Consider the following 20,857-nt stretch of genomic DNA (forward strand, 5'->3'; position numbering starts at 1 on the left):
AGAGGAACATATTTAATGGACTTTGTAACCTTCGATCAGTGGTGTGCTAATCAGTTAGAAACAGCGATTGAACAGGGTTTAGAACTGGCGGTGCCTTGTGCTGCTTGCAACGGAAAAGGTGCGATTGAATGTAGCTGTTGCAAGCGTTCTGGTGATTGCGAGGACTGCGGCGGCATGGGGACTGATGATGTTATCGCCAGCGAGATCGAGCCGGAACAAGCTATCAATATTTTTAAAGTTAAAGATTATTTTAAAGACATGATCGAAACATTTAATCAATTAGCGTATTCACAAAGCAAACCGTTAATTGATGTTGTTGGGCCGTTTATAGTTTATTACCGCAAGGCGTTTCAAAAGTGGGGGAAATCATGGTGAGCGTTTTTAATTCAATATTGCATTTGTGGTTATTAGTTACATTTGCCGCGATTGTTATTTCAATTAGCGGGTTTTTGTTTGGTCAGTTATTTGTTAAAGGAGCAACGTCTAATGTTAAATGAAGATTATATTATTAATACGTCAATATGTGACGCTCGAATAAACCTAGAGCACATAATAAATACTAACCCGCAGCAAGTTAAACAATTAGCTGAAAAAGTGCTTGAAAAGCTAAAGGACAGTGAAGGTCATAAAACCCGCCGCCAAATGGTCGCGGCAATGCTAAAAAAAGCTAATAAGTTAATAGGTGCCTCGTGAAAGAATTTGAATCAATTGATTGGAATGAAATATCTAAGAGAGGGCTTTTAGAGAGGATCAATAGAGAAATTATGCACCCAATAGGGCTTGCTGTTTATCGTGATCCTAAATCTGGTGTAAGTGGCGGCGCGTTAGTTGCTCCTGATGGTGTTTGGGAATATGCCGATGAACAAAACCAAGGCAAGTGATGCAGCCAAAGCGCGGGCGCGAAAACAGGCCCAGCGCGAACGGGAAAAGGCGCTTGATATTGCCGAGGTGCGCCTAAAGCTATCGGCCAGTGAGCGGGCCGACCTTGACGACCTTTGCCGCGTTCGCGCCGGTGACGAAGAGCCTTATACCCGTGATGAATATGTTCGCATGTTGATACAGATAGATAAGCGCAAGTTGGCCGCTGAACTGGTCGAGTTAGAAAACGCCGGCCCCTGTACTCGCTGCGGTGAATCATTACCTGGTGGTTGCAAAGGTCTGTTTAAGGGGGAGCCGGTTTGCTGGCATTGGCCGAGTAACCCGCGCTTACGGTTGGTGGTGCAACGCCCACCGTTAGATTTAAGTAAATGGATTAATGGGGGTGTGGAGTAATGATAGTAATATTTAGAAATGAGCATGGCACATTATCAATCAGGCCCGCTTGGATTGGATTTATCCGCAACAACTACATAAGGAGAACACTTAGCGGGTTGGCATTTCCTTTAGTGTTGTTAATCACTATCGGGCTTAACCTGTTGCAGGTTGTGTTTATTACATTAATCTTGCTATATCGCGCCGCTTGGGTGCCGTTGTCAAAGTGCAAGCCGCTTTGGAAAACTGAGATTTGGAAGCGCCCGCGTACCAAAGCTGATGCAGCCAAGACTATGGAGTAAGCCGATATGCAAATTAAATTTATCAATGTTGGGGCTGATAATATGTCGTGGACTGCAAACATCCCTAAACTTGATCACGATAGTTTGTATGCTGCGGTGAAGTCCCGAGGCGCTTTGAATAGCCAAGTTATAGATTTTTCATATATCGAGAGCGCTAACATTGGCGAGATATATGTGGGGCGCATTAGAAAAGTTGGGACGTTTAATGTAGTTCAAGAACAATGAGGTTTAAATGTTAACTATTTATCTAATCAGACAGAAAGGCGTTTACTGGAAAGAGATCGTAGGCATAACAACCAGTGAAAGCGAGGCTATAGCTAAATGTAAGGTCATGGCATCGCTTGATATTGATGATTATCATCTGTGGGTTGTTACTAAGCATAAAATTGGTGAATTTATCTGTGTTAACAGTTTGCGTGACATTCAAGAGCCATGCAGCTTAGAGGAAACTGTATTTTCAACAGATCGTAAAAAGGAGCAACAGCTATGCTGATGACAGACGAACTGCGCGCCGCTATTAATGACATTTGGGCTAACGAAGCCCGCCACCCAGAGCGGATTTATTTAGGTATTAGCCAACGAAAACGATTAATGAAAGACGTATCATTTGTTGAAAACACCGAATTATCCTCGACGCGACCAAGCTATATTAGAATAAAAATAACCAAAGAGTTTGATGGCGTGAGAATTTATGATGTGAATGAAGAAGACCATTTTCATGTGTGCTAATTTCACTCAAAACCGCACTATTTAACATAATGGCTATTTGACGCATAACGATATCCACATTGCGGCCAGTTTGGCCGCGAACACCTCAAAACCGCCAGTTTTCCTCGGTCATTTAAGGCCATTACCCAAAGTTAATATTTAGTCAAAATCACCACTATTGGGTTATCCCGTGTTTTTGGCCTTAACTCGCTATAAATTGCAGTTTGTGACGGGTCACAGTAAACATCTCGTTTTGTGATAAATATTATCCCGATTTGCATTGCAATTCGGCTGCACATTATTGTATTGTTTATGCCATGTTGATTTAGTTGCCTCTAAGCCTAATCAACGTGCGAGAACTTAGTGACCTAGCCCAGTAAACCCAGCCCTAACCGGCTGGGTTTTTTTATTGTCTGGAATTATTTATGCCCACTTGTTTTATCACCAGAGCCAGCGAATTAAAGGGCCGAATCATCGCGTATGGCGGCGGCAGCGGGATTTTTGTTTTTAGTGCTGATGTTGCTGCCAAGGCTGAGCAGGCCGCCGAATTGGCTCAGCAGTTACCCGCCTCGACATTTTTACCTTCGGTCATTTCGCTTGGCGGCTTGCTAGTTGTCGTCTGCAGATTTGTATTTGATGTTTTTAAATATTTTGACCAACGCCGTCAACAACGCAAAGGGGCTGATGATGAAGCTTAATTTAAGAAATTTTATCCCGCAGGAGTTTGTACCTCGTCTTGTTTATCAGCGCCGTGGTGATGCGGCGATTGAGTGCATGGACAACCGGATATTAAATGCTGTTGATTTGTTGCGGGATAACTTACGCATTTTAGGTTATGACAACGGCTTTACTATTAACAATTGGCACATTAACGGCAATAGGCAGTATTGCGGCTTAAGAACGCCAGAAAGCGAAGACTACTCAGTTACTAGCCAACATACGTTTGGCCGCGCACTTGATGTAATTACCAAAACACCGCTTGAGGTGATTCACTTACACATAATCGACAATCCTTATATCTACTCGGGTATCAAATTTATTGAAATTGATATCAGTTGGTTGCACATCGATTGCAGGCAAAACAATGATGGCAGCGAGCTAAAACTATGGAGTCCCACTCGGGGCTTTATCAGCGTTGAACAGTATCGAGCCGAATTAAAGAAAGCGTGAGGCTAGATGCGGTTTGCATCGGGGCGACTTAGGTCGCCCTTTCTTTTTTAACTTTGGAGGTGTTATGCGAGTGATGTTAATGATGGTCTTTGCCTGCTTTGCGGGTTTGGCCTTTGCGGAACCTGTGGCAACTGATGTTGTAACGGCTGATCCATCCTTCGACATTGTGACATTGATTGTCGCATTGCTGGGAGATAAGGCCGCTTATGCAGTGCTCACCATTGCGGTGGTGGGGTATGTGTGGGCGCAGCTGCGGCAGCTTATACCAGCAGAGAAGTTATCAAAGTTACCTGGTTGGGTGTTGTGGTTGCTTGAGTTGTTGGCCGCTAACAAAGGGCGGGCAGAGAACGCAATCAAGCCAGAAGGTTATAAACAGTGGCGTGGCTAAATGCGCTATTGCTCGCCATTCAATTGGCTTGGGCTGAGTTTGAACGCAATCGCGCACTGTCTAAGCAGATGCGCAGGGATGAGCGAAGGGGTTATGTGAATGAAAAACCGGCTGATGCTAATGCTGAGTTGTTTGGGCCTAGTGCTGGTCGGTTGCACATCGATGGCAGTGCTACCGAAACAGCCGGCGAATCCGTGCGATCTGACTCCACCAAAGATTGAGTGGTATCAAACCACTGATGGCGGCATCTACTACACCAAAGAAGGTGCCGCCGAACTGCTCAACTATATCCATGACTTAAAGGATTGTGTCGAGCAGCGTTAAGAATCGCGGGACTGATATCAGTTAGCGACTATGCACACAGTGCCAGGCTTAGGCCATTAGCAATAGTGTCAGTCCCGCACCTATAACCATTGCGCATTGTGTAGTGTGCAATGGCTATCGGGAGTATCTATGCCACCACGTATACCATCGCCATGTTGTGCGCCACATTGCCGCAACTTAGCGACCAGCCGCTATTGCACTGAGCATAAGCATTTGTGCTGGGAGAATCACCAAGCCGGACGAACCAGACACCAGCGCGGATATGGTACGAGCTGGGACAAGATCAAGGCGCGGATAATCAAGCGTGACAGCTACCTATGCCAGCCACATAAACGCGCGGGCTACATAATACCGGCAACAGAAGTAGACCACATCATACCCAAAGCACACGGCGGGACTGATGCAGATAGTAACCTTGAAGGGACTTGCAACGCATGTCACAAGACCAAAACAGCCACAGAACGATTGAAAAAGCCGATCAAAAACGCACAAAACGACTCGTTTTAACGGTGAAAGTTGCGAAATGGTGGCCGATTTATTGTAAATCCATGCAGCTATTTTGTTGGACTTTTGGCACTCAACCTAACCCGCTTGCCGTGGAGCGTATGGCTCGCGCGGCGGTGAAGGGGATCACCCCATGGTCTAAGAGTTTTCGCGGCCTCAAGGGGCGTTTTTCCCGCTCATTTTCAGCGTTCAAATCATGGGGGGGTGGGTCAAATCGCTAGGGCGTTTGGCTCCAGTACCGCCCCCCTAACTCAATTTTTATGCGCGCTAAATAAGATCTTTTTTTCGATCATCGATCTTTAGGTGTGACACGTCACAGGATGTAAAAACGATATGACCGCAGTTAGAGCCGCAGGCGGCGGGAAAAAATCGCGTGATGGGAATAACTTGCCCGCGTTACATGAAGCTGAGCGAGTAACCAAAATTGCCGCGCCAGATGAGTTACGAGATGACAACGCGATCAGCATTTGGGAAACGCAATCAGCCATCTTGATCCAGCGTGGCGTTTTATCTATGGCTGATGCCGCCACGCTGTTGATTTATTGCAACTCATTTTCGCTGTATCTCGAAGCTGAAAAAAAAATATCGAAGGAAGGGCTGACTATTGCCACGGACAACGGCAGCGAAAAAAAGCATCCAGCCATCAATGCACGGCAAGACGCTTTAACATCGTTTATCAGAACGGGATCATTGCTTGGGCTTGATCCGCTATCTCGAACCAAATTATTGGGCGGCGGCGCTGGCACTGGTTCAGGGGCAAATGAGTTTAACGAGTTTACCTAATGGCTAAATTTCCGAATGTTAACGCCGCAAATAAGTATGCGCGGGATATCGTTAACGGACGGATTATCGCGTGTGCATACGTTAAGCAGGCGTGCAAGCGACACCTAGATGATTTAGAACGATCCAAAACGGATAAATCATGGGGCTATAGATTCAGCCCCGAGGCGGCAGAACGCGCGCCCCGCTTTATCCAACTGCTAGTACATACCAAGGGCGAGTGGGCTAAAAAGCCAGTTAACGAACGTAGGATTGTCCTAGAGCCATGGCAGCAGTTTATTCACTGCGTGCTGTATGGCTGGCTAAGGCGCAGTGATAAAAAGCGCCGCTTTCGCTTGGCCTATGTCGAAGTGCCGCGCAAAAATGGCAAGTCGATAATTGCGGCAGGCAATGCGCTTTATACATTCTGCGCCGATGGTGAATATGGCGCAGAGGTCTATTGCGGTGCGACCACAGAAAAACAAGCCTGGGAAGTGTTCAAGCCCGCGCGGCAAATGGCGCTGGCGTTGCCATCATTGCGGTCTGCATTTGCGCTTGGCGTATGTGCTAAGAAAATCGAACGGCCAGACGGAAGCATATTTGAGCCAGTTATCGGTGATCCTGGTGATGGTAGCTCGCCCCATTGTGCCGTGGTTGACGAATACCACGAACATGATGGCCCCGAGCTATTCGATACCATGCAAACGGGCATGGGCGCGCGCGAACAGCCGCTTATCTTTGTGATCACTACAGCGGGCAGCAACATTGCCGGCCCCTGTAAAGATTTGCACGATGATGTGGTAAAGATCCTAGCCGGTACGGTTACTGATGATGAAGTCTTTGGGATTATCTACACCATAGACGAGGGTGACGACTGGACAGATCCGGCGGTACTCGTAAAAGCAAACCCCAATATTGGGGTCAGTGTTAAGCATGATTACCTCATTAGCCAGCAGCAGCGGGCCATACGCAATCCTCGCTATGCCAACATATTTAAAACCAAACATTTAAACATTTGGGTGAATGCGTCCAGCGCGTTCTTTAACTATGAGCACTGGAAATCGAGTGAAGATCTTAGCCTGCGTATCGAGGATTTTGCCGCAGATGATTGTTATCCCTCGCTCGACTTAGCAAGCCGGCTCGATGTGTGCTCGGTGGTTAAAGTCTTTAGCCGCACAATCGATAGCAAGTTGCATTACTACGTATTTAGTAACCATTACTTGCCAGAAGAAACCATTTTCGATCCAGACCAGAAAAACGCCAAGTTATACCAGCAATGGGTAGAAACTGTTTGGCCTAATTCTGGCGGTTCTGCGCTCATGCCAACGGATGGGGCCGAGGTTGATTTTACCGAAATTGGCGATGAACTTATCCGCTTTGCCGAGGGTAACTTAGTGCGCGAAGTGCCGCACGATCCTTGGGGGTCAGTGCAACTCGCGCAGCAGCTCACCGAAGCCGGCATGACTACAGTCAAAATCCCGCAGCAAGTGGCGCACCTATCGCCACCTATGAGGGAGATTGAAGCGGCACTTAAGGCGGGGCGTTTACATCATGATGGCAATCCGGTGTTGAACTGGATGATCTCAAACGTAACTGCCAAAGAGGACGCCAACGAAAACGTATTCCCGCGCAAAGATAAGCCAGACCAAAAGATTGACGGCGCAGTGGCGCTCATTATGGGCGTGGGGCGGGCAATGCTGGCGGTTGAAGCATTCGATCCGTTTGAAGATTTTAACGAGGAAGATTTTATATTTTGAAAAAACTAATCAACATGATCGGCCTTTGCGGATTTTCAGCGTTAATTTATGGCGTTTATCTGTCATTTGGCCTTGGGCCAGCATGCATGCTGGGCGGCGGTTTATTGCTGTTATACGCCTTAATCGCAACGGCGAACATGCAAAGGGGGCGGGCATGTTAAATCTACTTTTTAGCTCAGAGCAGCGCAGCATGGAGAACCCAGCCACGCCGCTATCTGATCTGGACGCTGATAGTTTTTTAGGCTCAGGGGTTGGGTTTAGCGAGCAAACAGCAATGCAGCTTTCGGCCGTGTATTCCTGTATTGCAGTGCTTGGGCGCTCACTCGGGCAATTGCCGTTGCACGTATTGCGTAAAGATGCGGGCGGTAAAGTACAACGCGCCACAGATCATCCGCTTTATTACCTGTTGCATGACGAGCCAAACCAGTTTCAAACAAGTTACGATTGGCGCGAAACGGCTATGGTACACGTTAACGGCTGGGGTGATTCGTTTAGCCATGTCAATCGCAACCGCAAGGGTGAGGTTATCTCGTTAGATTTCTTGGGGCCAAGGGAGGCTTACTTAGAAAAATCGACAACGGGGCGTTATATCTATCGGGTGAACAACGATGATCTAACAACTCGTGCGGTGCAAATGCCCGATATGCTTCATTTTAAAGCCATCGGTAGCGGCGCAAAAATGGGCACTAGCCCTATCCGTCAGTGTCGTGAAGCTTTTGCATTAGGGCTGGAATCGCAAAACTACGGTAATCGATTTTTTGCCGGTGGCGGTAGGCCGACCGCCGTTGTAGGGGTTAAAGGTGCGCTAACCAAGGATTCGTGGGAAAGGGTAAAAACTGCGTGGAAGAAAGCCCAAGCCACGCTTAAAAAAGACGATAACAACACCTTATTGTTACCGACAGAGCTTGAGTATAAAGCCCTTACCATTGCGCCAGAAGATGCGCAGTTTTTAGAAACCCGTAAGTTTTCCCGTTCAGAAGTCGCCGGTATTTATAACGTACCGGCGCACATGATTAATGATTTAGATAAAGCCACGTTTAGCAATATCAGTGAGCAAGCGATTCAGTTTGTGCGCCATACCATGATCCCCTGGGTGGTGAAGTTTGAACAGGAAATGAATCGTAAGCTGTTTACTGAGGCAGAACGCCGCGCCGGCTATTACGTTAAGTTCAATTTAAACGGCCTATTGCGTGGCACGGCCAAAGAGCGGGCCGAGTTTTACAACATTGCTACCCGTGGAGGTTGGATGAACCGAAATGAAGTACGCGACCTGGAAGAAATGAACCAGGTAGACGGGTTATCCGAATTTATTTTATCGGCTGATCTACAGCCAAAAGATGATGGCAAAGGGGCCAAAGATGAAAGTAAAAAGTAGCATGTTGAGCTTTCCTGATCAGGTGCGCATGGAGGGCGGTGGGGAAGGTGAACCGGTTAAAATTATCGGCTATGCGGCAAAGTTTAATTCCCGCTCAAACAACTTGGGCGGCTTTGTTGAAGTGATCGCCACAGGTGCATTTGATGATGTGCTAAATGATGACGTTCGCGGCCTGTTTAACCATGACCGCAACATGATCTTAGGCCGTACCAAGTCGGGCACATTATCGTTAAGTGTCGATGATGTGGGCCTGCGTTATGAGATCACCGCGCCAGATAACCAAACCGTGCGTGATTTAGTGTTAGCGCCAATTCAGCGCGGCGATGTAGATCAGTCATCGTTTGCTTTCCACCTACCCAGTGACGGCTACCGCTGGGACGAGGACGAAAGCGGCTTGTATATCCGCACTATTACTCGGGTATCACGGCTGATTGATGTTAGCCCCGTGACCTATCCCGCTTATAACGATACCGAAGTAAGCGCCCGTGATCTGGAAGAAGCAAAAAAAGTGTTAGGCAATGACAGCGAGGAACAACGCCAGCTGGCATTGCATCAAGAGCAACAACACCGCGACCGCACGTTGCAAACCATCCGCTAATTAATTCGATTAATCAAATTAATTAGATTAATAAAGTTAAGTTAAATCAATAGCCGCATTCGCGGCTTTTTTTATGGGGTAAATCCAATGAAATTGCATGAAATGCAGCAAAAGCGCAGTGAAATTGCTAAGCAAATGCGCCAGTTAAACGACCAGGCAAAGGATCAAAAACGTGCGTTTTCGGAAGAAGAAAACAAGCGTTGGGGCGACATGCAAAAAGAGCATGACGATTTAGAATCCATGATCCAGCGTGAGGAGCTATTGCGCTCACAAGATGAGCGTTACGCACAAGATGATCAAATTGAGCGCAGCGCCCCACAATCGACAGAAGCACAGCAGCGCGCAGCGGCATTCACAACCTACTTGCGCCAAGGCTTTAGTGACTTGACGCCTGAAATGAAAGCCCAACTGCGCGCCATGGGCACTACAACCGGTGCAGCAGGCGGTTTTACAACACCGACAGAATTTGTCAATCGGGTCGTTGAGAGCATGAAGGCTTATGGTGGTTTAGCTTCCGTGTGCCAATTGCTCAATACATCTCATGGTAACTCTATTTCGTGGGCCACTACTGATGGCACCGGCGAAGAAGGCGAGATGATCGGCGAAAATGATGAAGCCGGAAAAGGTGAACCAACATTTGGTGAAGATTCAATCGGTGCTAAAAAGATGACTTCAAAAATCATCTTGGTTTCAAATGAGCTATTAGCGGATAGCGCAATTGATATCGATGGTTTTGTCGCGCGCCGTATCGGTCAGCGACTAGGGCGTGGTGAATCCCGCCAGATTATGGTTGGTGATGGTCTGAACAATAATGTTAAAGGTCTAGTTAATCAAATTACCAAGTCGAAGCAAGCGGCGCTTGCGAGCGGTGTTGCCTATGAAGATTTGATCCAGCTTAAACACAGCGTTGATCCATCATATCGCAACGGCCCTAATGTGCGTTTTATGTTTAACGACAACGTGTTTAAGGGATTTAAGCTGATGAAAGATAGCCAAGGCCGCCCACTGTGGTTGCCGGCTATTTCTGGTGTAGCCCCTGCTACGATTGACGGCGATCAGTATGTTATCGATCAGGCACTGGCTGATCCAGCCGCTGGCAAGGCCTCAACGCTATACGGTGATTTCTATTCAGTGATTTTACGCCGTGTCGCCGCAATGGCGCTACGCCGTTTAACAGAGCGTTATGCCGAATATGACCAAATGGGTTTTGTTGCATTCCATCGTTTCGATGTGTTGCTTGAAGATAAAGCCGCCGTGTCTAAGTTGATTCACGCTTAATTAGTAAACCGTAAGCCCTAGCTATGCTGGGGCTTTTTTTATGGCTAAACGGGAGTTTTTACCATGGCAGCAAAAAAACAAACCACTGATAAACCAGAGGCAAAAAATGCAGACACCGGCACAGGACAGAGCGCAGCGACAGGCACCGAACAGAGCACAGCCACCGGCACAGAACAGAGCACAGCCACCGGCACAGAACAGGGCGCAGGTGACGGCGGCCAAGTAAATGGTGATGGTGATGGGGAAGGTGGCAGCAAAAACCAAGGCGAAGGTCCAGCAGCCACCAGTGAAACAGCCCTGCAAGGTATGGTTACTGTCACGTTAAAAACCAGCTTTTATTGCCATGAAAAAGAGGCAAGCTTTACCGCCGGTGATGATTACAACTGTGATGCCGAGACAGCAAAGCGCCTAATCAGTAACAACATGGCGAAAATCTAGTGGCCATTATGCTGGATTTGCCCACGGTAAAAAAACAGCTGCACATAGATGACGATGATACCAGCGAGGACTTACTGATCACGGGTTATCTTGCCGCCGCCAAACGCGCCGCAGCCAATCACGTTAACCGCTGTGTGTATTGGGATGAGGCAGAGCGCCCGCAAGATCCCGCCCTGGTGCCAGATGATGCCATCGATGCCGGCGAAGATATTCATCTCGCAGTGCTTTTGCTGGTCGGTCACTACTACAAAAATCGCGAAGCAGTGAGCGAAGCCAATCAAAGCCAAATACCGCTAGGGGTTAATCACCTTCTCAATCCCTATCGGATTATTAATTTGTGAGGTCGTATGCAGGCGGGAAAACTCAATAAGCGCGTGGCCCATTATCAAGCGGTAGCGGGTAAAAGCCCAAATGGCGCGCCCATTAAGCTGTTAACTCGCCTGCGCTTTACTTGGACGAAGATTGAACAAGTGGGCGCATCGGCAAGCGATGCGGGCGAGCGAACACAGGCTATTAACCGTTATCAAGTCACGCTGCGGCATCGCAATGGTGTGACGGTAAAAATTGATGACTGGTTACAGTACAAAATCAGTTGGCTAAAAGTGGTCGGCGTGGATGGGCTAATTGATGACGGCAAAGCGTTAGTGTTGACCTGCGAGTCGAACCCAAATGAGCCACCGCCAGAGGTGCAATGATGGATATTAAATGGGATGTACAAGGGCTACAGGAGCTAGAACGCCAACTGTTAGAGCTTGGCGCTCAAACTGGGCAAAAGGTATTGCGCCGTGCTGGTCGGATAGCTATGGAGTCGGTAAAAGCCGATATGGTTGCCGGTGCTGGTTATGACGATGGCAGCAAAGAGCAGCACATGCGCGACAGCATCAGGATATCTACGCATAAAGGCAGCGGAAAAGTCGCTGAGGATAATGCCGCGATTATTCGTGTTGGCCCCAGTCAAAAAGAGTCATACAAGGCGCTATGGCAAGAGTACGGAAACAATAAAGTAAGACACAGCGCAAAAGGCACCAAGCGCGGGCGCAAACAGCCTCGGCAAACTCGGATTGTAGGCCGTCAAGAGGCCGATCCGTTTATGCGGACAGCATTAGCGCAAAACAGGGAAATTGTTGTCGAGACATTTAAATCAGAGTTAGCTATTGCGATCCAAAAAGCCATTAAAAAAGGCGGTTAATTATGACGTTAGAAGCGGCATTAAATGCTTGGCTAACCGAGCAAACCGGCTTACCTGCTTACTGGCTTGAGCGCGCGAGCGAGGCAGAAAACGCCGTTGTTTACCGCGCATTAACCCACGGCAAAATTGCCGGAAACCTACGTAGAAGCGGCATTGACCGCGATTTATACAGCATTTCGATTTATCACCAATCGCCCGATACCGGCTTAGAAAAGGCAAATAGCTTGGCTAATGTGCTCGATGACTTTAGCGGCCTTTTAGCGGGCTATTCGGTGCAATTGGTGAGTTTTAACGGAGGCAAGGATCTCAAAGTCACTGGGGAGTCAGGCCAGCCACAATACCTATTTGTAAGAGATTTTATTATTAACCATTAGGGGGTTATATGAGCGCAGTTAAAGATCCAAGTGAATATGCCAAATTACCCGCAGGAACGCGGTTTTTATGGGGCACAGTCGCGGCTGAAACCGCCGCGCTTAAGTTGCTAAAAGATGCCGATGCTGTGGGGGCTACTGGCGAAACCGCGAGTTTTGTCGATGCTACTCGTTTGATTGATATGAGCAAAAAATCAATGAACGATTTGCCAGAAGGGCCGGAAAAAGAGTTTGTTTTTTTAGACGATGTATCTGATGCCGATTTGCAAGGTTTTTTAGATGCCGCCCACGCTAAAGAAACCGTCAAAGTGCGTATTGAGTTTCCCAATACTCGCTGGGCCGACATGATTATTGTGCTAGCAGGCTGGGAACACCGCGAGCTAGACAAGGGCCAGCCAATGAAGCTTGTTGTTAAAGGCAAGCAAAACAGCATTCAGCGCGGCAAAACAGCGCCAGCAGGTTAAGGATTTATTAAATGAACACAGTTAAAAATCGGTTACTAACAGCGATGGCCGTTAAGCCAATTACCGTGATTTTATTTGGCGGTGAGTATGACATTAAGCGGTTAACCGCTGCGCGCTTGTCAGAGCATGACAAAAAGTTAGTTGATGCCCAGGCATCACATAACAGCGAGTTACTAGCGAAGGCCCACGCCCAGCTAGTGCTTGATAGTATTATCGATGGTGATGGTGTTGCCGCCGATTCTACTAGCGCCCAGGAGCTAATGAACTCACATAATCACATGGATATTATCGATGCGGCCAAGGTGATTATCTCGGCAAACTTTGGGCTAGAAGGGGCAATCGATACCGCAAAAAACAGCTAACCGCTGATCCGTGGATGCTGTTTTGTTTCAGCCTCGGCGAAAAGTTGGGGGTGATAGATCCCCGACTGCTTTATCACGAAGCCGACACTGAATTGCTCACACTGTGGGCTGCACATTTTGCGATTAAAAGCGAGCGAATCCACGGCCCAGCGGAGTCCACAGGGCCAAAAGTGATAAACCATTCTGATGTTGACGTTCAAGTCAGCAATTGCGAACGAATCCTAATGATGTAAAGGGGCTTAAATGAGTGATATTGCCCGCTTAACTGTGGCGCTGTACGCAAACAGCGCCCAGTTTGTCGCCGATCTCGAAAAGTCAAAAGGCAAGGCTAAGGACTGGTCGGGGAAAGTTGGCGGCTACTTTAGCACTGTAGCAACAACCGCTGGCGTGATGGCTACCGCCGCCGTGGGCAGTTTGGCGCTAATTTATAACCAACAATCCCAAATTATCGACCAAAACGCTAAATTGGCTGATAGCTTGGGTATGACAATGGAGGCATATACCCAGCTTAAATATGCCGCTGATCTCACTGGTGCCGGCGATGCTTTTAACGGCGCGATGGAATCGATGGTTGTTAAGATGGGTGAGGCATCATTCGGCGGAGGCGAAGCAAAAGAAGCCCTCGATATGCTGGGGTTATCTGCTCATAAACTCGGGAAAATGACGCCAGAGCAGCAAATCTTAGCGTTATCGGATGCGCTGCAAAAGGTGGAGAACCAGAGCCAGCGAACCTTTATCACCGATCAGATATTCGGTGGCCCCGAAATGATGGTGTTGCTTAACCAAGGTTCGGCGGGCATCAAGGCGCTGACTAAAGAGGCCGATTCGCTGGGCGTAACCTTAAGCCGTGTTGATGCGGCTAAGGTCGAAATGGCAAACGATGCGCTGTACAAGCTAAACGTGGGTACCACAGCGCTTAAGCAGCAGATCACCACAGAGTTAGCGCCAATTGTCGCCGCAATGGCTGATGAGTTTAGGAAATACTCGGCAGAACAGGGCGGCATGAATAACATGATCGCCAATGGCATCCAAATTGGTGTGACCGGCGCGGGTTATATTGGTGATGCCCTGCGCGGGGTAAACATCATTATCAAAGGCATGGATGCTGGGGTAACTAGCCTTAAATATGCCTTTGTGAGTTTGGGGCAGCCAGTCTCTGAGGTGCTCCACTTTATCGGCGCGACCATTTTTAAGGTGATCACCTCGCCGCTACTTGCAGCAATGAAAGTGGCCGGTGCGTTTGATGATGATATTGCGGCGATGGCCGACCGTTTAGAGGCGTTCGGCAATATGCCTGCGCCGCAGCTGTTTGATAGCGTGGATGCTAACAACGCTAAAATGGAAATGTCCCAAGCCATTTGGGATTTGCAAAACCTCGCCGCCGCGCCCTTGCCAAGTAAAGGGATTGAGGAATGGTTCGCCGCAACTAAGTTGCGGATCAATCAAGCCGCTGAGTTATATGCCGGCAGTATTAACCGCAATGACAAGGGCAAAGGCAATGGCATTGAGGCGGGCAAAAATCCTGATGTGATTGCGTATCAAAAGGGCACAGCAGATTTACAGCAAGAGTTACAACGCCGGCTGGCCCTGCAAGCTGCGGGTGATCATCAAGCTGCGATTCAAGAGGCTTTTGCGTATCAAGATCGCTATACCCAGTTATCCGTTAGTTTTCAAAAAGCCTACGCCGCCGCTGAGTCAAATCAAACGCTACAGGCGCAGCTTGAAGATCAGTATTTTGCAGATCGAGAGGCAATTTACAAGATTCATCAAGCCAATCTAAGCGATATTCAAAAAGCCGAGGATGAAAAGCGCAAGGCTTATCAACAGGCTACCGCTCAAGAGTTAATGCAGTTTTCCGCCAATGCCATGGCGATGACAACTAACATGCTCAAGCAAGCGGGTATGGAGCACTCAGGCGTTTATAAAGCCTTGTTTGCGATGCAGCAAGCGGCGGCTATTCCATCCATGATCGTGGCAACAGAAGAAGCGGCCACAAAAGCTCTTGCCGCTTTCCCTGGGCCAGCGGGTATTGCGTTATCAGAAGCAACTCGGGTCATGGGTTATACCTCCGTCGGTATCGCGGCGGGCCAAGCGATTGGCGGTATGGCGCACAGTGGTATTAGTGAAGTGCCAAGGGAAGGAACATGGCTACTGGATAAAGGTGAGCGGGTTTATACCAATCACAGTGCTAACCAGTTAGACCAGATGTATAGCGCCATTATGGCCGGTAGTGGCGGTGGTGGTGGCAACATCGAGCAGCATTTTCATATTAGCGGTGCGCGTGATGCTGAGTTAGAGCAAATGCTAAGGGCCGCGGCGCTGGAGGGCGCGCGCATGGGTTATCAGAGAGTGGTTAATGATATGCGTTCAAATGGCATGATTAATAAAATGAGTCGAGGTTAATATGCAATGGCCGGTTGATTTGGTGCCGAGTACCAATGATTTTGCCCTTAAGTATCCATCTCGGGGCTTTAGTAGCCCGTTTACTGGGGTGTCTCAAAATATCGCCTTACCTGGTGCATCCTTTGAACTCACAATGACGTTTACCAACATTTTGGAAGATGAGCGCCGCCGCATAGAGGTGTTGACCGATCAGCTAAAGGGTAATGTGGAGCCGATTAAAATTGTCGATCACTGCGCCCTAGGTTTGCCGCCCAAGGGCGCGCCCGTGGTAGCGGTTGCCAGCAAGGGCCGCAGTATTCAAACAAGCGGCTGGTTGAAGTCGGCAAAGGTGTTGGCCTTTGGTGATTTAATCACAATTAACGGTGAGTTAAAGCGAGTTCAGAACGATGTTGTAAGTAGTTCCAGCGGGTTAGCTACTATCTTATTTAACCCGCCGCTACGCAAAATCGCGCCCATTGGGGCAGTGATTGAAACACAAAACCCGTGGATGTGGGCAACGCTTACCGATAACGGCGTGACGTTCGCTCGCAAGCCGCGCTTTAGTGATGTCACTATCAAGTTTAAAGAGGCGATTTATCGATGATCTCATTATTTGATAACCCTACTTTGGCCGCACTCGAAGGCGATAACGTGCCTTTATGCTTGGCGGTTGAAATCCTTTATCCCATGGGGCCGGTGCGCGTCCATAGCGCCGTGGGAGATATTGTGATCAGCGGCCAAACTTACAAAGGGGTCGGCGCGCTGGGTGGGATTGATCCCGTATCACAGACCAGCAAAACCGAACCAGGGCGATTGCGGTTATCGTTATCGGGCCTTGATAGCACTTTGTTACAGGAGGTGCTTAACACTCGTTGCCAAGGTTCGCCGGCTAAAGTGTGGTTAGTGGTGCTCGATAGGGATGATCAGTTTGTCGCCGCGACTTTGTTATTTTCTGGGCGTGTAAGTTCACAAAACCTTAAGTATGGTCGCGAAACCTCGATATCGATTGAGTTAGTGGATCGTCTCGCGGATTGGTCACGCAAGGGCACCGCCCGCTTTAGTGATGAAAGCCAGCAAAGCCGCCATACCGGTGATCGTTTCTTCCGCTATATCGCGCAAATGTCAGAAAAACCAATCTATTGGGGCAGTGATAAAACCGCCGCGCCGTTCAGGTACACATAATGAGCAAATTAACCAATTGGCCGCAATTGCTGGCCGAAACCATACAGGCCGCTAAACAGCGGCCTTTTTTATGGGGCGAAACTGACTGTTGCCTGTTTGCCGCCGATTGCGCTTTAGCACAAACAGGTATCGATCCCGCCGCTAGATATCGCGGGCGATATCAAACGGCCCTCGGCGCGAGCCGGCTAATCAAAACCGCAGGCGGGCTAACGGCAATACTCGATAGCCAATATGCGCGCATTGATCCACGCCTAGCTCAGCGCGGCGACTTAGCGTTATTTGATGGCCCTTATGGTGAGACTGTGGGGGTGGTGTTTTCCGGTATTTGGGCACCAACAGAACATGGGGTATCGCTGATTGATACCGCCCCTAAATTGATGTGGAGAGTTGATTAATGCCAGCAGCGATTGGAGCGTTTGTTGTCGCCGTGGGCGGTTGGGGTGCGGCGATTGCGCTAGTGCTCTCAATAGCGGTTAGCGCCTATAGCGTTATTGCCTTAAAACGCGCACAAGCGGGATCACAACAAGAGCGTAAACAGATTTTACGTAGCGCGACTGCGCCGTTTAATGTGATTTATGGAAAAAACCGCAGTGCCGGCACGTTAACATTTGCCGAAGAAGCCTATTTGATGGAGGTAAACGAGCAAGGCCAAGAGTATCGCGGAAAAACCGAGGTGCTGTTTATGGTCGTAACGCATGCAGGCCATCCACTGCATAAGGTAGAAGGTTATAAGCTCAATGATGATGACTATAACCGTTTAAGTCCTAACCAAGCCCTGATCCAGACATATAAAGACGGGGCCGAGGTAAGCGAACCTATGTTGTTAAAGCATAGCCCTAGCTGGCGCGCGGATATGGTCGGCAAGGGCATAGCGTGGTTCGTTGCCCGTTTGCAGTTTGATCAAAACCTATTCCCTAACGGGGTGCCCAATATCAACGCCCTAAAGTGGGGCTACGAGATTGAAGATCCGCGAACAGGGCTTATCCAGTGGACAGATAATCCCGCACTGGTGATGTTGCACTATCTAAAAACCTATCTTGGTTATGGCAACGATGAGCTAATCATCGAAACCTTTATCAGCGCCGCCAATATCAGTGATGAATTGGTATCACTGCCAGAGGGCGCGGGCCAAGAGGCGCGCTATCGCATTGGTGCAGAGTTCAACATCGATGAGGAGCCGAGTTCAATACTCGATAAGATGCTAGCCACAATGGGTGGTGAGTGGGTCAAGGTCGGCGGTAGGCTGGGGCTAGCTGTAGCGGCCTATTATGGCCCTGCGGTGATTGATATTACCGAGGATGATTTGATCGATGCGGTGGAGCTACAGCCAGAAGTCGAACGCCAAGACGCATTTAATACCGTGCGCGGCAAGTTTAACGATGCCGCACAGGATTATATCGAGACAGATTACCCGCAAGTGTCGGTGGCTGAGTATGTGACTGAGGACGGCGAGGAAATCATTAGCTCGCTAGATTTGGAGTTTGTGCAATCACCTTGGCAGTGTCAGCGATTAGCGCATATCGCGATACAACGCAATCGCTACGGCATGCAAGTTAAACTGCCATGCAACTTGCGCGGCTTTAAATGTGTGCCTGGCACAGTGATTAACTTGCTCTTGCCTGGCATTGGTTTAGATGGGGTTGAATGCCGTGTTTTAGACTGGGAATTTAGCCTTGATAACGGCGTGGTTTTAGTTGTGCGCCGAGAGTCTGCGGCAATGTATAACGATGCTGTGGGTAGGCCGTTAGAGCTACCGCCGCTGATTAGCTCGACTAACGAAGTTGCCGCCCCAACTAACTTGCGTTTTGAAACCGATGTGAATAACGACACTGTGTCGGGTTCGCTGCATTGGAGCAATAGCGCGATGCAGTTATCCCACACGGTTATCAAAATTAAAGCCGGTGAAACCGTAGTACAAACCGTGCAAGTGCCCTCTCCTGGTGAGTCTATCGCCGTGGTGGGTTTGGCTGCCGGTAACTACAGCTTGAGCGCAATTGCGGTGGCTGTATCTGGGCGCGCTTCGCCTGAAACTGCGCTCAATATCACGCTAGCGCATCCAGTGGCCCCAAGTCATGCGGATGTGGACGTGTCAAGCGAAGGGCTAACGATCATTCCTCATATCGGTGATGACTCGCAGCTGTCAATCAATACAATTTTTGAGTTTTATTTTAATGTGATTGATGACTTATCCGGCGCGCAAAGACTCGGCCAAGGCAAAATGCTCACTAAGCAGGGCTTAGCCCCTGATACTCAATATTGGTTTTGGATTTATACCATTACGCCGCTTGGCCGCAGTGCTGCGGCGTTGGGGATTGTGGCGCGCACAGGCTTAGTGTCTGGCGACATTTTGGAACATATCGATAATCAAGTAGCGCAAAAGGTCGCGGAGGCGACAGAGGAGCTATTGCGCGACATGGGGTCGCTTACGGATATTCGTGGCATCGCCGAAGATTTGGACGCGCAAATTTTAGCGGATTATCTGGCCCAAGGCTTAAGCGAACTGGACGCGCAGCAGGCGGCTAAACGGGTGGCGCGACTAATGGAGTCGGTCACGCTGCTATCTGATGATCAGCAAAGCCTCGCACAAACCGTGACGAGTCTCTATGCCCGCTTTGACGAAAACGCCGCGTTAGTGCAGCAAAAAGACCGCGCACAGGTCGGTTATGCCATTAAAAAGAATGGCTCACCAGGTGATGCAACGTCACCGGCTGCGGCTGAAATGTTTGGCGAAATATGGATACCAGGTCGCGCCCTCGCGGATAGCGTAAAACTGGTTGGTATCGTGACAGAAAGCGGCAAAACCCTCACGGTGAGTCAATACTTTTCAGCCCTCGAAACCGCCAGCGGCGAGTTAAAAGCCCGTGCGTTTTTGGGTGTCGATGCCAACGGCCGCACCACGGGGATTGGTATTACTTCGGATGAAACCGGTGGAACCGTGTTTCAAGCGATCAACTTTATCGGTGATGCGGTATCGATATCGAATCCTGATGATCCATCCGAGGCGCTGCTTTACTACGACACTCAAAATAAGGTGTTGTCGGTAAAGGGGCGCATGATCCTTGGTGATGGCTATGTGATCGATAACGAGGCGGCGATTAGGGCTAAGGACGGCGGCAGGTGGGAAACCCGCTATAAGCTCGATCCCAATAGCCCAGAAACGCCCACGGGTCGCCATCCTGTAGGGTGGGGAACGGCCATGCCTAATCCAAGCGATGTTACTCAAATCATTTGGGCCTCAACGGCGTTTATTAATGCCGATGATACCTTATCGATAACATGGGCCATCCCCGCGCGTATCAGTGGCTATAAAGGCGACCAAGGCCCGCAAGGTGTGCCTGGTGTTGCCGGTGCCAACGGCGTGACCACGTACACTTGGATTAAGTACGCCGACAGCGTGACCGGCGCGGGCTTAAGTAATGATCCCACGGGCAAGGCATACATAGGTTTTGCGTACAACAAAACCACTGCTACGGAGTCGAACACGGCAGGCGATTACACTTGGTCACTGGTTAAAGGTGAGCAAGGTAATCAGGGCGTACCAGGTGCGAAAGGTGCCGATGGTGTGACTACGTACACTTGGATTAAATACAGCGATAACGCCGATGGCACGGGGCTTTATGACGCGCCCACGGTGAACACCAAATACATTGGTATTGCGGTAAATAAGACTGTGCAGGCGGAATCCTCAGTTAAGACGGATTACGTGTGGTCGCAGTTCAAAGGCGACCAAGGCCCGCAAGGTGTGCCTGGTGCTACCGGTGCCAACGGCGTGACCACGTACACTTGGATTAAGTACGCCGACAGCGCGACCGGTACGGGCTTAAGTAACGATCCCACGGGCAAGGCATACATAGGTTTTGCGTACAACAAAACCACGGCCACGGAGTCGAACACCGCCGGCGATTACACTTGGTCACTGGTTAAAGGTGAGCAAGGTAATCAGGGCGTACCAGGTGCGAAAGGTGCCGATGGTGTGACCACGTACACTTGGATTAAATACAGCGATAACGCCGATGGCACGGGGCTTTATGACACTCCAACGGCGGCCACTAAAT

General features: G+C 49.2%; 29 protein-coding genes and 1 pseudogene. All 30 read left to right on the top strand.

The window, feature by feature from the left end; genetic code table 11:
• Window positions 1–15: 15 nt before the first annotated feature.
• Window positions 16–375, top strand: coding sequence for a hypothetical protein (locus tag ACHA99_RS15255; protein WP_393943630.1), 360 nt, complete (start codon window positions 16–18; stop codon window positions 373–375).
• A 111-nt stretch (window positions 376–486) separates the two neighbouring features.
• On the top strand, window positions 487–693 hold the full coding sequence (locus tag ACHA99_RS15260; RefSeq protein WP_393943632.1) for a hypothetical protein: 207 nt from the start codon (window positions 487–489) through the stop codon (window positions 691–693).
• Window positions 690–881, top strand: coding sequence for a hypothetical protein (locus ACHA99_RS15265; RefSeq protein WP_393943634.1), 192 nt, complete (start codon window positions 690–692; stop codon window positions 879–881). Before ACHA99_RS15260 ends, ACHA99_RS15265 begins: the two co-directional genes overlap by 4 nt.
• Window positions 859–1,272, top strand: coding sequence for a hypothetical protein (locus tag ACHA99_RS15270; RefSeq protein WP_393943636.1), 414 nt, complete (start codon window positions 859–861; stop codon window positions 1,270–1,272). The genes ACHA99_RS15265 and ACHA99_RS15270 overlap by 23 nt, the downstream gene beginning before the upstream one ends.
• 287 nt (window positions 1,273–1,559) lie before the next feature.
• On the top strand, window positions 1,560–1,778 hold the full coding sequence (locus ACHA99_RS15275; RefSeq protein ID WP_393943638.1) for a hypothetical protein: 219 nt from the start codon (window positions 1,560–1,562) through the stop codon (window positions 1,776–1,778).
• A 7-nt stretch (window positions 1,779–1,785) separates the two neighbouring features.
• Window positions 1,786–2,046 (top strand): hypothetical protein, encoded by a 261-nt coding sequence (locus ACHA99_RS15280; RefSeq protein ID WP_393943640.1) that lies wholly within the window; start codon window positions 1,786–1,788, stop codon window positions 2,044–2,046.
• Entirely contained in the window at window positions 2,040–2,282 is a 243-nt protein-coding gene (locus ACHA99_RS15285; RefSeq protein WP_393943642.1) for a hypothetical protein, read from the top strand. The genes ACHA99_RS15280 and ACHA99_RS15285 overlap by 7 nt, the downstream gene beginning before the upstream one ends.
• Window positions 2,283–2,686: 404 nt before the next feature.
• Window positions 2,687–2,959 (top strand): hypothetical protein, encoded by a 273-nt coding sequence (locus ACHA99_RS15290; protein WP_393943644.1) that lies wholly within the window; start codon window positions 2,687–2,689, stop codon window positions 2,957–2,959.
• A complete protein-coding gene (locus ACHA99_RS15295) occupies window positions 2,949–3,431 on the top strand; it encodes a hypothetical protein (RefSeq protein ID WP_393943646.1) in 483 nt (160 codons plus the stop codon). The genes ACHA99_RS15290 and ACHA99_RS15295 overlap by 11 nt, the downstream gene beginning before the upstream one ends.
• Window positions 3,432–3,495: 64 nt before the next feature.
• Window positions 3,496–3,819 carry a hypothetical protein gene (locus ACHA99_RS15300; protein ID WP_393943648.1) on the top strand — a complete coding sequence of 108 codons (324 nt, stop codon included), beginning with the start codon at window positions 3,496–3,498 and terminating at the stop codon, window positions 3,817–3,819.
• Window positions 3,807–4,040 (top strand): hypothetical protein, encoded by a 234-nt coding sequence (locus ACHA99_RS15305; protein WP_393943650.1) that lies wholly within the window; start codon window positions 3,807–3,809, stop codon window positions 4,038–4,040. Before ACHA99_RS15300 ends, ACHA99_RS15305 begins: the two co-directional genes overlap by 13 nt.
• A 232-nt stretch (window positions 4,041–4,272) precedes the next feature.
• Entirely contained in the window at window positions 4,273–4,650 is a 378-nt protein-coding gene (locus ACHA99_RS15310) for an HNH endonuclease (RefSeq protein ID WP_393943653.1), read from the top strand.
• A complete protein-coding gene (locus ACHA99_RS15315) occupies window positions 4,578–4,868 on the top strand; it encodes a hypothetical protein (protein WP_393943687.1) in 291 nt (96 codons plus the stop codon). Before ACHA99_RS15310 ends, ACHA99_RS15315 begins: the two co-directional genes overlap by 73 nt.
• A 112-nt stretch (window positions 4,869–4,980) precedes the next feature.
• Window positions 4,981–5,430 carry a phage terminase small subunit P27 family gene (locus ACHA99_RS15320; protein WP_393943655.1) on the top strand — a complete coding sequence of 150 codons (450 nt, stop codon included), beginning with the start codon at window positions 4,981–4,983 and terminating at the stop codon, window positions 5,428–5,430.
• Window positions 5,430–7,163: a terminase large subunit gene (locus ACHA99_RS15325; RefSeq protein WP_393943657.1), complete on the top strand. Its 1,734-nt coding sequence runs from the start codon at window positions 5,430–5,432 to the stop codon at window positions 7,161–7,163. Before ACHA99_RS15320 ends, ACHA99_RS15325 begins: the two co-directional genes overlap by 1 nt.
• A gap of 154 nt (window positions 7,164–7,317) precedes the next feature.
• Window positions 7,318–8,538, top strand: a complete 1,221-nt coding sequence (locus ACHA99_RS15330; RefSeq protein WP_393943659.1) for a phage portal protein — start codon at window positions 7,318–7,320, stop codon at window positions 8,536–8,538.
• Complete coding sequence (locus tag ACHA99_RS15335) at window positions 8,522–9,136, top strand: HK97 family phage prohead protease (protein ID WP_393943661.1); 615 nt, start codon at window positions 8,522–8,524, stop codon at window positions 9,134–9,136. Before ACHA99_RS15330 ends, ACHA99_RS15335 begins: the two co-directional genes overlap by 17 nt.
• Window positions 9,137–9,223: 87 nt before the next feature.
• Window positions 9,224–10,414: a phage major capsid protein gene (locus tag ACHA99_RS15340; protein ID WP_393943663.1), complete on the top strand. Its 1,191-nt coding sequence runs from the start codon at window positions 9,224–9,226 to the stop codon at window positions 10,412–10,414.
• 63 nt (window positions 10,415–10,477) lie between these two features.
• The gene (locus tag ACHA99_RS15345) at window positions 10,478–10,852 is read left to right on the top strand and encodes a hypothetical protein (RefSeq protein WP_393943665.1); all 375 of its coding nucleotides are present in this window, start codon (window positions 10,478–10,480) and stop codon (window positions 10,850–10,852) included.
• An 8-nt stretch (window positions 10,853–10,860) separates the two neighbouring features.
• A complete protein-coding gene (locus tag ACHA99_RS15350; protein ID WP_393943685.1) occupies window positions 10,861–11,193 on the top strand; it encodes a head-tail connector protein in 333 nt (110 codons plus the stop codon).
• Between the two features lie 6 nt (window positions 11,194–11,199).
• Window positions 11,200–11,547: a head-tail adaptor protein gene (locus ACHA99_RS15355; protein ID WP_393943667.1), complete on the top strand. Its 348-nt coding sequence runs from the start codon at window positions 11,200–11,202 to the stop codon at window positions 11,545–11,547.
• The gene (locus ACHA99_RS15360; protein ID WP_393943669.1) at window positions 11,544–12,041 is read left to right on the top strand and encodes an HK97-gp10 family putative phage morphogenesis protein; all 498 of its coding nucleotides are present in this window, start codon (window positions 11,544–11,546) and stop codon (window positions 12,039–12,041) included. The genes ACHA99_RS15355 and ACHA99_RS15360 overlap by 4 nt, the downstream gene beginning before the upstream one ends.
• A 2-nt stretch (window positions 12,042–12,043) precedes the next feature.
• A complete protein-coding gene (locus ACHA99_RS15365; protein ID WP_393943671.1) occupies window positions 12,044–12,415 on the top strand; it encodes a hypothetical protein in 372 nt (123 codons plus the stop codon).
• Window positions 12,416–12,423: 8 nt separating this feature from the next.
• Window positions 12,424–12,876 (top strand): hypothetical protein, encoded by a 453-nt coding sequence (locus ACHA99_RS15370; RefSeq protein ID WP_393943673.1) that lies wholly within the window; start codon window positions 12,424–12,426, stop codon window positions 12,874–12,876.
• An 11-nt stretch (window positions 12,877–12,887) separates the two neighbouring features.
• Entirely contained in the window at window positions 12,888–13,238 is a 351-nt protein-coding gene (locus tag ACHA99_RS15375; RefSeq protein ID WP_393943675.1) for a hypothetical protein, read from the top strand.
• A 243-nt stretch (window positions 13,239–13,481) separates the two neighbouring features.
• Complete coding sequence (locus tag ACHA99_RS15380; protein ID WP_393943677.1) at window positions 13,482–15,641, top strand: hypothetical protein; 2,160 nt, start codon at window positions 13,482–13,484, stop codon at window positions 15,639–15,641.
• A gap of 1 nt (window position 15,642) precedes the next feature.
• On the top strand, window positions 15,643–16,224 hold the full coding sequence (locus tag ACHA99_RS15385; RefSeq protein WP_393943679.1) for a hypothetical protein: 582 nt from the start codon (window positions 15,643–15,645) through the stop codon (window positions 16,222–16,224).
• Complete coding sequence (locus ACHA99_RS15390; RefSeq protein ID WP_393943681.1) at window positions 16,221–16,802, top strand: hypothetical protein; 582 nt, start codon at window positions 16,221–16,223, stop codon at window positions 16,800–16,802. Before ACHA99_RS15385 ends, ACHA99_RS15390 begins: the two co-directional genes overlap by 4 nt.
• On the top strand, window positions 16,802–17,197 hold the full coding sequence (locus ACHA99_RS15395; RefSeq protein WP_393943683.1) for a DUF6950 family protein: 396 nt from the start codon (window positions 16,802–16,804) through the stop codon (window positions 17,195–17,197). The genes ACHA99_RS15390 and ACHA99_RS15395 overlap by 1 nt, the downstream gene beginning before the upstream one ends.
• A pseudogene (locus tag ACHA99_RS15400) lies at window positions 17,197–20,857 on the top strand (hypothetical protein); the annotation flags it as partial. The gene ACHA99_RS15395 and the pseudogene ACHA99_RS15400, both read left to right, overlap by 1 nt.

This window comes from Shewanella sp. S23-S33 (assembly GCF_043359565.1).
Classification (GTDB): Bacteria; Pseudomonadota; Gammaproteobacteria; order Enterobacterales; family Shewanellaceae; genus Shewanella; species Shewanella oncorhynchi.

What these genes read in the sequence shown, in the direction of transcription:
- ACHA99_RS15255 (WP_393943630.1), top strand. Translation starts at nt 16, where the DNA reads ATGGACTTTGTAACCTTCGATCAGTGGTGTGCTAATCAGTTAGAAACA.
- ACHA99_RS15260 (WP_393943632.1), top strand. Translation starts at nt 487, where the DNA reads ATGTTAAATGAAGATTATATTATTAATACGTCAATATGTGACGCTCGA.
- ACHA99_RS15270 (WP_393943636.1), top strand. Translation starts at nt 859, where the DNA reads ATGAACAAAACCAAGGCAAGTGATGCAGCCAAAGCGCGGGCGCGAAAA.
- ACHA99_RS15275 (WP_393943638.1), top strand. Translation starts at nt 1,560, where the DNA reads ATGCAAATTAAATTTATCAATGTTGGGGCTGATAATATGTCGTGGACT.
- ACHA99_RS15280 (WP_393943640.1), top strand. Translation starts at nt 1,786, where the DNA reads ATGTTAACTATTTATCTAATCAGACAGAAAGGCGTTTACTGGAAAGAG.
- ACHA99_RS15285 (WP_393943642.1), top strand. Translation starts at nt 2,040, where the DNA reads ATGCTGATGACAGACGAACTGCGCGCCGCTATTAATGACATTTGGGCT.
- ACHA99_RS15290 (WP_393943644.1), top strand. Translation starts at nt 2,687, where the DNA reads ATGCCCACTTGTTTTATCACCAGAGCCAGCGAATTAAAGGGCCGAATC.
- ACHA99_RS15295 (WP_393943646.1), top strand. Translation starts at nt 2,949, where the DNA reads ATGAAGCTTAATTTAAGAAATTTTATCCCGCAGGAGTTTGTACCTCGT.
- ACHA99_RS15300 (WP_393943648.1), top strand. Translation starts at nt 3,496, where the DNA reads ATGCGAGTGATGTTAATGATGGTCTTTGCCTGCTTTGCGGGTTTGGCC.
- ACHA99_RS15310 (WP_393943653.1), top strand. Translation starts at nt 4,273, where the DNA reads ATGCCACCACGTATACCATCGCCATGTTGTGCGCCACATTGCCGCAAC.
- ACHA99_RS15315 (WP_393943687.1), top strand. Translation starts at nt 4,578, where the DNA reads ATGTCACAAGACCAAAACAGCCACAGAACGATTGAAAAAGCCGATCAA.
- ACHA99_RS15320 (WP_393943655.1), top strand. Translation starts at nt 4,981, where the DNA reads ATGACCGCAGTTAGAGCCGCAGGCGGCGGGAAAAAATCGCGTGATGGG.
- ACHA99_RS15325 (WP_393943657.1), top strand. Translation starts at nt 5,430, where the DNA reads ATGGCTAAATTTCCGAATGTTAACGCCGCAAATAAGTATGCGCGGGAT.
- ACHA99_RS15330 (WP_393943659.1), top strand. Translation starts at nt 7,318, where the DNA reads ATGTTAAATCTACTTTTTAGCTCAGAGCAGCGCAGCATGGAGAACCCA.
- ACHA99_RS15335 (WP_393943661.1), top strand. Translation starts at nt 8,522, where the DNA reads ATGAAAGTAAAAAGTAGCATGTTGAGCTTTCCTGATCAGGTGCGCATG.
- ACHA99_RS15340 (WP_393943663.1), top strand. Translation starts at nt 9,224, where the DNA reads ATGAAATTGCATGAAATGCAGCAAAAGCGCAGTGAAATTGCTAAGCAA.
- ACHA99_RS15345 (WP_393943665.1), top strand. Translation starts at nt 10,478, where the DNA reads ATGGCAGCAAAAAAACAAACCACTGATAAACCAGAGGCAAAAAATGCA.
- ACHA99_RS15350 (WP_393943685.1), top strand. Translation starts at nt 10,861, where the DNA reads ATGCTGGATTTGCCCACGGTAAAAAAACAGCTGCACATAGATGACGAT.
- ACHA99_RS15355 (WP_393943667.1), top strand. Translation starts at nt 11,200, where the DNA reads ATGCAGGCGGGAAAACTCAATAAGCGCGTGGCCCATTATCAAGCGGTA.
- ACHA99_RS15360 (WP_393943669.1), top strand. Translation starts at nt 11,544, where the DNA reads ATGATGGATATTAAATGGGATGTACAAGGGCTACAGGAGCTAGAACGC.
- ACHA99_RS15365 (WP_393943671.1), top strand. Translation starts at nt 12,044, where the DNA reads ATGACGTTAGAAGCGGCATTAAATGCTTGGCTAACCGAGCAAACCGGC.
- ACHA99_RS15370 (WP_393943673.1), top strand. Translation starts at nt 12,424, where the DNA reads ATGAGCGCAGTTAAAGATCCAAGTGAATATGCCAAATTACCCGCAGGA.
- ACHA99_RS15375 (WP_393943675.1), top strand. Translation starts at nt 12,888, where the DNA reads ATGAACACAGTTAAAAATCGGTTACTAACAGCGATGGCCGTTAAGCCA.
- ACHA99_RS15380 (WP_393943677.1), top strand. Translation starts at nt 13,482, where the DNA reads ATGAGTGATATTGCCCGCTTAACTGTGGCGCTGTACGCAAACAGCGCC.
- ACHA99_RS15385 (WP_393943679.1), top strand. Translation starts at nt 15,643, where the DNA reads ATGCAATGGCCGGTTGATTTGGTGCCGAGTACCAATGATTTTGCCCTT.
- ACHA99_RS15390 (WP_393943681.1), top strand. Translation starts at nt 16,221, where the DNA reads ATGATCTCATTATTTGATAACCCTACTTTGGCCGCACTCGAAGGCGAT.
- ACHA99_RS15395 (WP_393943683.1), top strand. Translation starts at nt 16,802, where the DNA reads ATGAGCAAATTAACCAATTGGCCGCAATTGCTGGCCGAAACCATACAG.